The organism is Paenibacillus septentrionalis (genome assembly GCF_042659865.1).
GTDB classification, from domain to species: Bacteria; Bacillota; Bacilli; order Paenibacillales; family Paenibacillaceae; genus Pristimantibacillus; species Pristimantibacillus septentrionalis.
Genome location: NZ_JBHSTE010000001.1, coordinates 568,416 through 582,796 on the forward strand (window position 1 = coordinate 568,416; position 14,381 = coordinate 582,796).

Annotated in this window: 10 protein-coding genes; 2 read left to right on the forward strand and 8 right to left on the reverse strand. The window is 42.7% G+C overall.

Annotated elements, in window-relative coordinates; genetic code table 11:
• Nucleotides 1–31: 31 nt before the first annotated feature.
• From ACFP56_RS02650 to ACFP56_RS02670, 5 genes are all read right to left on the reverse strand, one after another.
• Nucleotides 32–955 (reverse strand): ABC transporter permease, encoded by a 924-nt coding sequence (locus ACFP56_RS02650; RefSeq protein WP_379230824.1) that lies wholly within the window; start codon nucleotides 953–955, stop codon nucleotides 32–34.
• Nucleotides 939–2,006, reverse strand: a complete 1,068-nt coding sequence (locus ACFP56_RS02655; RefSeq protein WP_379230826.1) for an ABC transporter permease — start codon at nucleotides 2,004–2,006, stop codon at nucleotides 939–941. The genes ACFP56_RS02650 and ACFP56_RS02655 overlap by 17 nt, the downstream gene beginning before the upstream one ends.
• Complete coding sequence (locus ACFP56_RS02660; RefSeq protein WP_379230828.1) at nucleotides 1,999–3,498, reverse strand: ABC transporter ATP-binding protein; 1,500 nt, start codon at nucleotides 3,496–3,498, stop codon at nucleotides 1,999–2,001. Before ACFP56_RS02660 ends, ACFP56_RS02655 begins: the two co-directional genes overlap by 8 nt.
• A gap of 73 nt (nucleotides 3,499–3,571) precedes the next feature.
• The gene (locus ACFP56_RS02665) at nucleotides 3,572–4,630 is read right to left on the reverse strand and encodes a BMP family lipoprotein (protein ID WP_379230830.1); all 1,059 of its coding nucleotides are present in this window, start codon (nucleotides 4,628–4,630) and stop codon (nucleotides 3,572–3,574) included.
• Nucleotides 4,631–4,819: 189 nt separating this feature from the next.
• Nucleotides 4,820–5,284, reverse strand: a complete 465-nt coding sequence (locus ACFP56_RS02670; protein ID WP_379230832.1) for a MarR family winged helix-turn-helix transcriptional regulator — start codon at nucleotides 5,282–5,284, stop codon at nucleotides 4,820–4,822.
• Between the two features lie 264 nt (nucleotides 5,285–5,548).
• On the opposite strand from ACFP56_RS02670, the gene ilvD reads away from it, so the two are divergent.
• The gene (ilvD, locus tag ACFP56_RS02675; RefSeq protein WP_379231759.1) at nucleotides 5,549–7,219 is read left to right on the forward strand and encodes a dihydroxy-acid dehydratase; all 1,671 of its coding nucleotides are present in this window, start codon (nucleotides 5,549–5,551) and stop codon (nucleotides 7,217–7,219) included.
• A 148-nt stretch (nucleotides 7,220–7,367) separates the two neighbouring features.
• Here the strand turns inward: ilvD and ACFP56_RS02680 are convergent, their stop codons facing one another.
• Nucleotides 7,368–8,702 carry a polysaccharide deacetylase family protein gene (locus tag ACFP56_RS02680; protein WP_379230834.1) on the reverse strand — a complete coding sequence of 445 codons (1,335 nt, stop codon included), beginning with the start codon at nucleotides 8,700–8,702 and terminating at the stop codon, nucleotides 7,368–7,370.
• A 163-nt stretch (nucleotides 8,703–8,865) separates the two neighbouring features.
• Between ACFP56_RS02680 and ytvI the strand changes: the two genes are divergently transcribed.
• A complete protein-coding gene (gene ytvI / locus ACFP56_RS02685; protein ID WP_379230837.1) occupies nucleotides 8,866–9,981 on the forward strand; it encodes a sporulation integral membrane protein YtvI in 1,116 nt (371 codons plus the stop codon).
• A gap of 57 nt (nucleotides 9,982–10,038) precedes the next feature.
• Here ytvI and ACFP56_RS02690 read toward each other — a convergent pair whose 3' ends face one another.
• A complete protein-coding gene (locus tag ACFP56_RS02690; RefSeq protein WP_379230840.1) occupies nucleotides 10,039–11,874 on the reverse strand; it encodes a peptidoglycan D,D-transpeptidase FtsI family protein in 1,836 nt (611 codons plus the stop codon).
• 108 nt (nucleotides 11,875–11,982) lie between these two features.
• Entirely contained in the window at nucleotides 11,983–14,166 is a 2,184-nt protein-coding gene (locus ACFP56_RS02695) for a methyl-accepting chemotaxis protein (protein ID WP_379230843.1), read from the reverse strand.
• Between the last annotated feature and the right edge of the window lie 215 nt (nucleotides 14,167–14,381).

Here is a 14,381-nt window from a genome sequence, read left to right on the forward strand (position 1 = left end):
CTGTTCAAGTTAACGTGCAAAAGAGTCAATGTTAGCGAGAACTGCCGCTTGATTTCTTCGCTTCATCCTTGTAACCGGAGTTTCTAAAGAATATCATGGCAATGATCGTAACGATAAACGGAAGCATTGATGTAATATTGGATGGAATCGAGAAGTTTTGAAGACGGTAGCTTATTGCCTCCATAAAACCAAACAGCAAGCTTGCTCCTGCTACGCCGATTGGATTTGATTGTCCAAGCATCGTTGCAACAAGCGCAATAAATCCACGGCCATTCGTCATACCTTCCGTAAACATCGTTACGTTTCCTAGCGACAGCTGAGCCCCTGCCAAGCCGCATAGCGTACCGCAAAGAATAACGGCAACATACTGAATTTTTTTGACATGCAAGCCAAGGCTTCTTGCAGCAACCGGATTTTCACCCGCAGCAAGCAAGCGAAAGCCCGAAACCGTTCTGTACAAGTAAAACTGCAGCAAGAACACGATAATAATTGCTGCATACACCAGTATAGATTGACCAGATAATATGCTGCCAAGCCACGGAATGTCCTTAATAAGCGGAAGCTCAAGCTTTGGCAAGCCAATCATGTTTCGATCATAGTATGCACCTTTTACATTAAAGATCGCGCGAAGCGCAAAGGTTGTGACGCCTGCAGCGAGGAAATTAAGAGCGATCCCGACCACGATGACATTTGCCTTTAAGTTGATGCTCATATAACCAAACAACAGTGAGAAAAGTATCGAGATGCCAATTGAAAATAAGATTGAAACCGTAATACTTCCAGTGAGGTAGTTGCCTAATATCGCCGAGAATGCTCCAACTAGAATCAAGCCCTCCAAACCTACATTAAAAAGCCCTACACGAGCACATATTGCTCCACCTAGCGCTGCAAGCAAAATCGGAGCAACCATACGTAAAGCTGCAGCGAACAATGACACATCAAACAGCTGATCCATCTTTTGCCCCCGCTTTCTTACGTTTAATAAATGATATGGTAAATTTCGCTGAAATGAACAAGATTAGAACAGCTTGGATGATACTCGAAATTTCAAGCGGAACATCCGTATTTCTCTCCATCCCCATTCCACCTGTTTGCAGTGCAGCAAGAAGAATAGAAGCAAACGCCGTTCCGATCGGATTGGAATTAGCAAGCAAGGTCGCCATGATGCCTGACCATGCATAGTTTGCAGCTGTAAGAGAACCGTCAAGGAAGCGATACTGTGTGCCCAGCACCTCAGATGCGCCAGCCAAGCCGGCAAAAGCACCACTGACAAACATACTAATGACCATTAATTTTCCGCGATTGACGCCTCCATAGCTTGCAAACAGTGGGTTTCCGCCCATCATGCGGATTTCATAGCCTTTCGTCGTATATCGTATGAACAGGTAAAGTGCAATTGTTGCTAAGATCGCTATTATAAAGCCTGCATGAAGCGTCATTCCTTTAATCAGCTTTGGAAATATCGCGGTCATGTCAATCATTTGTGTTTGCGACAATGCAGAGGAGCCTGTCCGATCCTTGAATGGATAAGCAACCATATAGCCCGCAAACAATGTAGCAATATAATTTAACAGCAGTGTTGTAATAAGCAGATTCATGCCAAAGCGCGAATCAAGCCAACCGGCAAATGCCGACCATAGTCCAGCTGCAACCATTCCAGCAACGATAGCGGCAATCATTTTGACCCAGCCCGGACCTGGAATATATAGAGCCGTTAATGCAGCGCTTAATGCTCCCAGAACCATCTGTCCTTCTGAACCCATATTGAAAAATCCAGCTCGAAACGCCAGCGCAACACCTAAGCCTACCAGTATAATTGGAGTAGCTCGAGCAAGCGTGTTTGTGAAGAAGTAAAGGTTGCCAAATGCGCCCTTCCACATTTCACGATACGTATCGAAAATATCGCCGCCAACAATTAAAATCGCAATGGCCCCTACAAGCAGGCCTACTACAACGGCAAGCAGCGGCTGTATGAGTGATTGTAATGACTCCTTTACCTTATCCAACCGCTTTCCCTCCAGCCATAAGTAAACTGATCTGTTCTTCTGTAGCAGTAGCCGCCTCCAGCTCACCGACAATTTTGCCTTCATACATAACGAGTATGCGATCAGACAGCTTCATAATTTCGGTTAGCTCGCTGGACACTAACAGGATTGCAGCCCCTTCGTCTCGGCGCTTTAACAGCTCTCCATGAATAATTTCCATTGCCCCGACATCGACTCCACGCGTCGGCTCAGCAGCAATTAGAAATGGCGTTTGCTGCGCAATTTCACGCGCTACGATCAGTTTCTGCAAGTTACCGCCTGACAAGTATTGAGCTTTTGTATGCAACGAGCCTGTTTTAATACCGAATTGATTAACCCAGCCCGAAACGAGTGTACGAATTGCTTTGCCATTAAGAACGCCGCCCTTGCTCGTAGCTGACAAGTGCCCCATGATCCCATTATCTGAAACGGTTGCTTCTTTCGACACGCCCCACAAATAACGATCCTCAGGTATATGTGCCAATCCACTATTACGTATTTCTTTAACTGAAGCACCAGTTACATTCTTCCCCAATATTGTTATCGTGCCTGTATCAACGGTCATTAAGCCTGCAACTGCCTGCAGCAGCTCCGATTGCCCATTTCCTGATATACCGGCTACGCCAACAATCTCTCCTTCATTGACATTAAATTGAATATCATCCAATAAAGGCTTTGTTTTATTTCCTTTGATCGAAACCTGGCTCACCTCTAGAACCTGCTTTCCGATCTGCTTGTTGCCTCGTTCAAGCTTAACCAGCTCACGCCCTACCATCATGCGGGACAACTGCTCTTCATTTGTTTCAGCAGCATTGACGGTTCCCGTGACAACCCCATCTCTTAGTACTGTGATGCGATCCGAGACCTCCATAATTTCACTAAGCTTATGACTAATAATAATAAAGCTTTTCCCTTGTGCAGCTAGTGCTTTAATCGAAGCCAGCAGCTCTTTTACCTCAAGCGGTGTTAATACGCCAGTCGGTTCATCGAGTATGATGATTTCTGCACCTTGGTACAGCACCTTTAATATTTCTACTCGCTGCTGCATGCCTAGCGAGCAATCTGCCACTTTCTTTTTAGGATCAACCGGCATGCCGTACTGCTGAGACAGCTCATTTGTTTTTTCAATCGCTTGCTTGCGATCAAAGATAACGCCTTTTTTCGGCTCGCCGCCGATCACGATATTTTCTGCAATCGAAAATGCTGGGAATAGCATAAAATGCTGATGCACCATGCCGATCTTATGTTTAATCGCGTCTGTCGGATCTTGGAATGATACGGGCTTTCCATCCACCTTGATTTGACCGCTTGTCGAACTTTCCATACCATACAAAATACGCATAAGCGTTGTTTTGCCTGCGCCATTTTCTCCTATTAGCGCATGAACCTCACCTTTGCGTAAGTTAAAGTTTACGTCTTGATTTGCAGTAACCGTACCGTATTTCTTTGTAATACTGTCCATCTCAAGCAGCATACAAACGCTCCTTTCAAACAATTAAACCGGCTGCATAAGCTGCAGCCGGCAAGTTAACTAAACTAAATCAGTCTTACTCTCCAGTAATAGAAGCGTCGATTGTTCCGTTTTTAATGCCTTCTGCAATTTCTTTAAGCTTAGCAAGGTTTTCTTCACCGATTGCATCGCTAAGAGGAGATTCGGATTCTCTAGTTACGAATGTAAGACCAACACCATCATCAGCCAAACCGTAATAAAATTCACCGAATTCAAATTCACCATTTACAAAGTCTTTAACTGTGTTGTACGTAACAGTATCTACGTTTTTGATCTGAGAAAGAATAACATGCTCAGGGTCAAGAACTGTACGGTCTACGTCTTGTCCAGACGTATAGAAGCCATCCTCTTTTGCCGCTTCAAACACACCAAAGTCACCTACTGCAGACATACCTGCAATAAAATCAGCGCCTTGTGAATGCTGTACTTTAGCTAGCTCTTTTGCTTTTGCAGTATCAGTAAAGCTTCCTACATAGCTTACAAGAACCTTTGCATCAGGGTTAGTATGCGCAAGACCCTTTTTGAAGCCAATTGTGAACTTGTCCATCAATGCGCCTTCAATTGCTACGACATTGCCGACAACATTTGATTCTGTAATCAAACCTGCAGCTGCGCCTAATAGGAATGATGCTTCATTTTCAATAAATGCAACACTGCGTACATTAGGAACATCAGGAATAACCTGGTCAATAATTGCTAGAGGCAATTCAGGGTTTTCTGCTGCAATTTTTCTAAGTACATCTTCCGCATTAAAAGTGGCAGTAATGATTAGGTCATAGCCATCAGCTACAGTTGTACGGAAATTTTGTTCAAATGCACTAACATCAGATGATTGGATCGTTTTAACTGTAACGCCGAATTCTTCACCAGCTTGCTTCAAGCCTTCATCCATAAGCTCGTAAAATGGGTTTACGCCAATTTCTTCAGGCAGAACAAGTGCGATTTTTATATCTTTATTTTCGCCCTCAGTACCTGCAGCATTGTTGCTGCCTTCTTTTGTAGCATTAGATCCTTGGTTTGTGTTGTTGCCGCCACATGCTGCTAGTAAGCCCATCACAAGAACCAGAGATAACAATAAAGCAAATCTCTTTTTCACAGTTTTTCTCTCCTTGTTTTGAAATTCGACAAAATCCTTTTTAATCTTACACAATTAACGAAGCTTTATTAAGCAGAATTTAATAATCTTCACAAACTAGCCACAATTACAAACGTTTACAATGTGTTAACATTGAAATTTTGACACTTACAGATGCAATACCCATAATTTGATACAAATCTACGATTTTCATTCCTTTTCTGGATCAAGAAAAGTAAATAAATTATGTTGAAGCTTCGTGAAGAGCTCCAAACCTAATTCCATTTCATCTCTGCTCATATTCGCAAACATGTACAGCATCAAATTTTTTCTAATTTCTTTAATTTCTTCAGCACGCTTTCGTCCCTGGTCTGTCAAGCTTAGCAGTACAACTCTACGGTCAGACTCGTCCTTCTTTCGTTCAATAAGCCCTTGCTCAATAAGCTTGTCCGCCAAGCCGGTGACCGCACCACACGTAATATGAAGCCGATCTGCCAAGTGCGAGGCCTTCAGTGCACCTTCGTTGGCAATTATCGTAAGCAGTCGTCCATGCGTAATCCCAATTCCATGAACGCTTGATCTGCTCCAATATGTGTTTATGGTGACCCTTAATTCACGAAATGCCTCATCGAGCTGATACATCAGCTCGATATCTTGCTCGTGGTTATGCTTCATATCCCAATTTCTCCTTTTTGATCATAAAACAAGTGAATGCTGCTGATCTTTATAATGAAACGTTCGTACGCTCTATGAAAAACTATCTCCTACTAGTATAGCAAAAAGTTCGACAACATGCTTTATTTCCTTGTATTATCCATCATAACTTTGTAGCCATAACGAATTCAGTATGATAATATTACTCTTATAAGCTTTGAGAATGTAAACTATGAAAGTTGTAGTGTATGGTACAAGGAGGAACTTCTAATGGCTAGACAAAGAATGCGTTCTGATATGATCAAAAAAGGGTTTGACCGTGCACCTCACCGCAGTTTGCTGCGAGCAGCAGGTGTACAGGAAGAAGATTTCGATAAACCGTTTATAGCGGTATGCAATTCCTATATCGATATTGTTCCTGGACATGTACATTTGCAGGAGTTTGGCAAAATCGTTAAGGAAGCTATTCGCGAAGCTGGCGGCGTTCCATTTGAATTCAATACAATCGGCGTTGATGACGGTATCGCAATGGGGCATATCGGCATGCGTTATTCTCTAGCAAGCCGTGAAATTATTGCCGATTCAGTAGAAACAGTTGTTAATGCTCACTGGTTTGACGGCATGGTTTGTATTCCAAACTGTGACAAAATCACTCCAGGCATGATGCTTGGCGCGCTTCGAGTCAACATCCCTACCGTATTCGTCAGCGGTGGTCCAATGAAGGCTGGTCGCACATCTGATGGTCGCGCGATCTCCCTATCGAGCGTATTTGAAGGCGTAGGCGCTCACCAGTCAGGTAAAATCAACGACGATCAATTGCTTGAGCTTGAGCAATTCGGATGCCCTACATGTGGTTCATGCTCCGGTATGTTTACAGCTAACTCCATGAACTGTCTTGCCGAAGGAATGGGACTTGCATTGCCTGGCAACGGCACCATTCTTGCTGTATCTCCAGAGCGTAAGGAATTTGTTAAACGCTCCGCTAAACAATTGATGGAATTGATCAAATTAAACCTTAAACCTCGCGATATTATTACGAAGGAAGCAATCGATAATGCTTTCGCTCTTGATATGGCAATGGGTGGATCTACGAACACAGTACTTCATACGCTTGCTATTGCACATGAAGCAGGCATTGACTATTCTATCGAAAATATTAATGAAGTAGCAGAACGTGTACCGCATCTAGCGAAAATCGCTCCTGCTTCTGATTATCATATTGAGGATGTTCATAATGCAGGTGGTGTAAGTGCCGTTATCAATGAGCTCCTGAAAAAAGAAGGCGCACTTCACAGCGAATGTATTACGGTAACGGGCAAAACGCTTCGTGAAAACGTTGAAGGCTGTGAAATTCAAGATACAGACGTAATCCGTACCATCGATAATCCGCACACTGAGCGTGGTGGACTAGCGATTCTATTCGGAAACATCGCTCCAAACGGCGCTGTTATTAAAACTGGTGCCGTTGATAAATCTGTTGGCGGCTATCATAAAGGACCTGCTGTATGCTTCGACTCACAGGATGAATGTCTTGCTGGTCTAGCAAACGGCAAAATCAAAGAAGGCGACGTAGTTGTTATTCGATATGAAGGCCCTCGCGGTGGCCCGGGTATGCCAGAAATGCTTGCTCCTACATCTCAAATTGCTGGTATGGGGCTTGGTGCTAAAGTTGCTCTTCTTACGGACGGTCGTTTCTCTGGCGCTTCTCGCGGGATCTCAATCGGTCACATATCTCCTGAAGCTGCAGATGGCGGTCCAATTGCATTCATTCAAGACGGTGATATCGTTGAAATCGATATGAATAACCGTACGATGAACCTGCTTGTTAGCGATGAGGAGCTTGAAGCTCGCAAAGCTGCATGGCCAGGATTTGAATTAAAAATTAAACGCGGCTACTTGGCTCGCTATGCACATCTTGTAACAAGTGCAAACACAGGCGCCGTTATGAAAATGTAGTTCACGTCTATAAAGTGTTCGTCAGCAGCGTTGATATGCATGTGCAGAAATGTACAGCATATCAACGCTGTTGTTTTATCTACACAAATAAAGAGCAAGCAGTTGAAGGTTTATTCCCTTCCCTGCTTGCTCCTCTATAAAAAATTGATTATAAGTGCTGTTGGAAATGCTTGTATAAATAATTAGTGGACATTAACAAGATTCTCGGCTCTTCTGCCGTTTGCTTCTGTGCAGCCTTATGTTTGCTGATTAGCTCTTTTTTCTGCGGAGGCGTCAGCACCTTCATGAGAATATGCAAGTAAATTTCAGTGCTTCTCTTAAAAAATCCGTCTGGCAGCTCATGAATGGAGAAGCCAAGCTTATCAGCGCCTCGATTAATCATCGTAATACCGTGTATCGCCTTAATATCTTTGGCTTGTTTTTCTGCTGCGAGCATAACAGCTAGCTTAGGCAGCGCCTTTTCTACCTCACGAATCGTTTTCACTGCGACAACAAGCGGATTTTTGGAAGTAAATGCGATTTCTGAGAGTCTTTTATTGTCAAAATGCAACTCTGCAATCAAATCTCCCTCATTCAGCTTCTCGTCCTTATGGAGCTCGAGCTCATTTCCCTTATACTTGATTAAACGATAATGCAGCATAGGATCGTCCTCAACATGAATATGGACTGGCTTAAGCTTCATCATTTTGTGAAATATCGTTTCCCAGCCAAGCCATAGCTTGATCAGTACACGTTTGCCTATGGAACGTTGCTGTTGCTGTTGCTGTTGCTGTTGCTTTCCTTCACTTAGCGCGATCAATTCAGGAATAGTAACCATTTTAAGGCCTTTATCGGTTGCCGCCTTAAGATAAGCTTCAAGTGCAATCAGCATGTTTCGAGGCGCATCGACGTCCGCACCTAATGTTCTACCGCAGTCATGCAGCAGCAGCACTTCGCCCGGCGCCACCTTTTTCAGCATACGCTTTGTAAGCTTCTCAGCGGTCAGCTTTGCAGACCAATCACCAAAAAGAGAAGACCAAAGCACAATATGCAGCTTCGATACATTACGATAATCAAACAAATTCATAATGCCCCATGGTGGTCTATAGTATATCGAACGCTCGCCTGTTACTTCCTCTATAATATCGTTCGTTAATTGAATATGCTTCTTGACCGTCTTTGGTCGCATAAGCCAATTCGTTTTATGCTCGTAATTATGAACACCAATCGTATGCCCTTCTTGCTTCATTCGCCGGAGCAACTCAGGATATTGCTTGGCATGAACGCCAACAACAAAAAATGTAGCCTTCGCATCGTATTTCTTCAAGAGATCTAATAATTGTTCTGTGTATATAGGGTCAGGACCATCATCAAACGTGAGCGCTAATTCCCGCGTGACATCCCCTTTTTTAAATACACGATATCCGAACACTCTGCTTAGCAATCCTGGAATAAAAGCGTAGAAGGTCATAAAATAAAAGCCCCATGTAATGAGATTTTCCATGATTGTCTTCCTCACCCAAATAATGATATAGTCTATATAAGCTTGAAAATTCACGAATGAAGCAAAATGCACTAGCTATCATTGTATCATAATCTCTCATTTTTCTCATTAGAATTTAAAGCTGTAAACTATTTCTGGTTTCGGTGAAAGGAAGGGTGCGCGCTTGCTACATTTTTATAAAAAATATTGGAGGACAATCTTCGATATTGGCTTAATTGTCATTACCGTTATTTTAGCGATGTGGCTATTCAGTCTCATTTATAATATTGCTAAACCGATCTTTTTTTCCTTCGTTATCTTTGTATGTATTGAGCCCTTAGCCAAACGGCTGCATAAGCTCGGAATGAAAAAAAGCATTGCAGCAGCAATTTCAGCCATTTTGTTCACTCTTATCATTTTAGGTTCAATTGGCGCAATTATTTTTATTGCGGCTATGCAAGGAACAGAGCTGATTTCTAATTTGCCTAAGTATCAAAAAATATTAACTGCGAATATTACCAACGGCACGCTATATGTTGAAGAGCTGCTAGGGAGACTTCCTTTTGAGATCAACATTGCCGATGAAATTGCGACTATTTTGCAAAATGCAACGGATCAGATTCAGTCCTGGCTTATGAATGGCCTGACGTTTCTCGTAAACTCTATTACATCACTGACATCCTTTTTGTTTAATGCTGCAATCGGGTTAATATTAGCTTACTTCCTAAGCATTGAAATTGTGGATTGGAAGCGTATAGCTAATGAAAAAACGCCTAATACCTTTAAACAAGCGTTTTTCTTCCTACGTGATAATGTATTAAAAGGGATATGGGTTTACATAAAAGCGCAAAGCAAGCTAATTAGCGTCACCTTCCTTGTAATCCTGCTTTCCTTGCTCATACTAGGCGTAGATAACGCTCTAATTATTTCTATTGTAGCCGCTATTTTTGATATATTGCCACTGCTCGGCGTAAGTACGATCTTCATTCCGTGGATTACGTATCTGTTTATTGTCGGCGACTATACATTAGGTAGCTGGGTTACCGTTATATGGCTAGTCGTCATTATTGCCCGTCAATTGCTCGAGCCGAAGATCACTGGGGACTCGCTTGGCGTATCAGCCTTTACGATGCTGGCATTTATGATCGTATCGTTATCGCTGTTTGGTGTTGCTGGGATGATTATGTCACCGATTCTGCTTATACTAGTAAAAGCATTATATGATCAAGGCTATATACAGCGATGGATTCGCAAGCCAATTGGTGAATATGACACGATTGAAAAAAACAAAGATGAATAAAAGAGAGCACAGACGTCGCGGCGTCTGTGCTCTCTTTTGCCTTCACATTCCAATGTTTTACTTTTTTTTGCCCTGCTGCTGCTCAAGCTTATCGTGTCGTGCAGCTTCTTCCATCACCTCTCGAAATAACAGCGCTGCTTGGTTGGACGTACCTTGCTTCGCTTTCCGTACCAACACAGCAGCTGTGTATCTAGGTTTGTTCGCTGGGGCATACCCTACAAACCATTGGTTATTCAGACCTGCCAGGCTGCCGCTCAATTGCGCTGTTCCTGATTTTCCGGCAAGCGGCCATGCTCCTTTGGCAAGGTGACTTGCCGTACCGCGAGCTGTTACACCTTCCATATAAGTCATTAGACGACGCGCAGTTGAAGGGTGAATGCGATATCGATGCTCATGTCCTGTATGAATCGGCATTTCCACAGCAGTAAGACCATCTGCATATTCGATACTCGACACCACCCTTGTTTCATATTGCACCCCACCGTTAATAATCGTAACTAGCATATTGGCTGCCTGCAATGGCGTAAGGCGTACATCTCGTTGACCGATACCTGACTGAGCCATGATTCCTCCATCATGTCGAGTTTGATCAAGCACGGAAGTGCCGCCCTCTTCCTCCTCAAGCAAGCGTATTGGCCCTGAAAATGGAGCAGTCGCCTGATCATGATGCCAGCCTACAGGATAGATAACTCCTAATGATGCAGCCGTATCATGAAGCTGCTTAGGCGTTAATCGTTCAGCCAACGTGGCAAAAACTATATTGCAGGAGTTTGCAAAGGCTTCTGCCAATGTTTGCTTGCCATGTCCGCCCTTTTTCCAGCAGGATAAGCCATACTTCCCGTATTCTCCATCACAGTGAAAGCTTTCATCCTCGGTTACTACGCCATATTCTAGTGCAGCCGCTGCAGTAACGATCTTGTATACTGATCCAGGCTCATAAGCAGTCAAGGCGTGATTTTTCCAGCTCGTTTCGTCGATATCGTTCCATTCCCCCGGAACAAGCGCTGGGCGAGATACCATCGCTTTAATATCTCCATTATGAGCATCAAGCATAACAACCGCACCCTCGACAATGCCGCGCTCATCGATTATTCGTTCGAGCGACGCCTGCAGCTGTTCATCAAGCGTAGTAATTACATGCATAGGGTAATATGGATTCTCTGGCTGTACGACTCTAGGTCCAATCCCGGACATGTACCTGGATTGACCATCCAACGTGTATGAAATATACGTTGGCCCAACACCTTGAAGGACCCGGTCAAGTGAACGCTCGAGTCCGCTTGCACCAATTTTTTTATTTCGATCCCAATTCGCTAGTTGCTCAATTTCCTTTTTATAATGCTCTTCCACCCATTCAGGATGCTCACCAAGAAAACCGATGACATGCAAATAGTCGCGGTGATGACCATTCCTCGCTGTATATGGTACAAGCTCCAAACCTTCAAAATAAAGACGATTCAACTTCAGACATTGCTCTTCGGTAAGTTTAATGGGCAGTTCCATTTCGTCATATAAAAAATCAGCTGTTTCCAAGGAACGAAGCCACGTAGAAAGCTCCCCTGCATTTCGCTTCAATATTGATGCGAGCTCCGAAATTTCACCTATCGAAATCTCCTGCCAATGTTTGATTGGAAAAAATGCTGCCGTTGTATAACGCTCAGTATGCAGTGGAACTCGATGCTGGTCAAAAAAAACAGCCCTTCCATCGTCCAACTGGAGCCTTTTACTTCGCTGCGAAACAGCGGTCCGTTTCCAGTTATGCTGCTTGTATTTGCTATATTCGCTCGTGCCTGGCATCGTTACAGGTGTTACCTGTATGACAAACAAGCGAGCAAGATAGATTACGATAACGATAGTAAATGTTAAACCAATCAAATAAGCTCTCCTAATCATCTGCCTTCCCCCTTGCTGTATAGTATTAGTATGTCCGAATACCTATACAGCAATAACAAAAAAGCAGGCTAATCATAATTAGCCTGCTTTTGCTGGAAGCTTGAATGTTTAGATTTTGAATTTGGATAGTGTATCTTTCAAGCTATTAGATACCTGTTGCAGCTGATTCGACAGCTGTACAAGATTCTCACTGATGCCTAACTGCTCCGTGCTAAGCGATGCAACCTCTTCGCTTGTAGCGGAAGATTGCTGCGCAACAGCACTTACATTGTTCATAGAATCGCTTAGTACCTCTTGCGATTTATTCAATTCAACAAAGGAATCTGTCACCAGATTCATACTTTCCTTAAATTGTTCCATTTGAGCCTGTACTGTCAGGAATAGTTGATTGGCTTCCTTAACCGAACCAATCTGCTCTTGGAACAATGGATAAGCTTCAGTGAGCACATTAACGGTCTCTTCAATTTCACCAGAGATTTTCGCTGTGATCTGTCCAACAACCTCAATCGATTGACGCGATTGATCAGCAAGCTGTCTAATCTCATCAGCAACAACCATAAAGCCTTTGCCTGCTGCTCCAGCACGTGCCGCTTCAATCGTAGCATTCAAAGAAAGAATATTCGTTTGCTTCGTAACTGCATTCAACACATCAAGAATTTTAACGATAGAAGTTGTACTTTCTTTCAACGCATTAACCTTTTCTACCATAGCGCGGGTCATCTGCTCTGTCGTACCCGTTTTATCAATCAATTCAGCCATATAGCTTGTACCTTGCTGACTTGCTCGCTCAACCTCTAGAGCTGAATTAGACATTTGATCAGCATATTGGTTAACCTGCTCCATTTGCTCGTTGATGCGATTCGTTAAATCTGTACCCTTTTCAGCTTCAACAGCAAGACTGGTAGCACCGCCTGCTATCTCATCAGTTGCAACAGCGATTTCCTTAGCTGCTATTGCCGTTTTGTTCGATGTATCGCTTAGCTCAGAGGCAGTTTTTAATACCTCTGCAGCAGAATATGTAGTCTGCTTTGCCAAGTTTGAAATTTGCTCCATCATTTCATCGAAGCTTTTTGATAGAACTCCAATTTCATCATTACGCTTCTTAGTAGAAGCACGTACTGTTAAATCACCGCTTGCGCCTTTTTCCATTTGACTGCTTAGTTTCGATAACGGTGCACCAACATAGCGTACTACGAAAATACCTACCGCGATTGCAATTAGTGCAGCAACAAAACAAATAATAACGGTAATATCACGGATTGGTGTAGCCTGTTCTGCGAGTACTTCCTCAGGTATTGCCAAGAGCACTCGCCACTCATCATTGTTTTGAAGAGTCTGGAATACAGCAAGATAGCTTACTCCATCCGTACCAACAACTGTACGATTGTCTGCAGTCACTTCTTTAGTTGATTCTTCTATAATAATATTCGGCTCAGTTCCATAAAGTGTCTCATCTTGATTAAACACGAAATTGTTCGTATTGTCATACACTACAACTTCACTATCTCTACCGAAATCCAAGTTATTTGCTGCTGAGAAGAAGTTTTTCGCATCAAACTCCATCACAAGCAAATACGATAGATCCGTATTGGACAAATCTCTCACAAGACGTGCAAGCGCAACTGACTGATACGCAGTAGGTTCAACAATTCCATTAGCTTGTGGTTCTATCCATACCACTGAACCAGATGCATCTGCAGCTTCTTTATACCATTCTGTAGCACGATACTCTTCGCCCGTTTTACGTGGAAGAGTTGAATTCGTCAAGCTTCCATTCAGGATGGGCTCAGATTTATCAGTAACTGGAATGAGTACAATGTTTTTAATCGTTGTATTCGAAACCATATAATTCGAAAGCCTCTCGTTAATATTTCGAGTCGCTTCCAATTGATCGAACACCTTATCCGTTGTAAGCATTACTTTCATGGAATTAATAATGGTAGAATCAAACATAATTTGAAATGATACATCTATGTAACTCTTTACTACAGTATCGATACTGTTTCCAACTTGCTTAATCGTTTGTGCATTGGCGAAAGATACGTTGCTTTCCAGTAAGCTTTTTGCCTTTTGATAGGAAATAGTACCTACTGCTGTTACACAAAGCAGGATACTGACAAACATAATGATAAGTAATTTTGTTCCAATGCTTTGGGTAATTTTCGTACTCTTCATCATTCGAAGTTGAGACTTGGCTGTATTGCGCAAAACTTCAAAACTGTTTTTCATCCCTGCCTTAACATCTTTTTTCTCCTGAGTAGAAGAAGAATGATCTTGCTTGCCTTTCTTCATGCTGTCTAGCACCACCTTAAATTATTGTCCAACTTATGAAGTACATGAATAAACTTCTATTATCATACCATCAATGTTGGACAAAATTCTACATTTTTCTAATTGACTATTCTCAAATTTATTATTATTTTTCGTTTTCTTCCAAATCTCCTCATTCTTTTTGCCTATAAAAATAGGGCATTTGCCATCGCAAATGCCCCTTATCAACTTCCTGC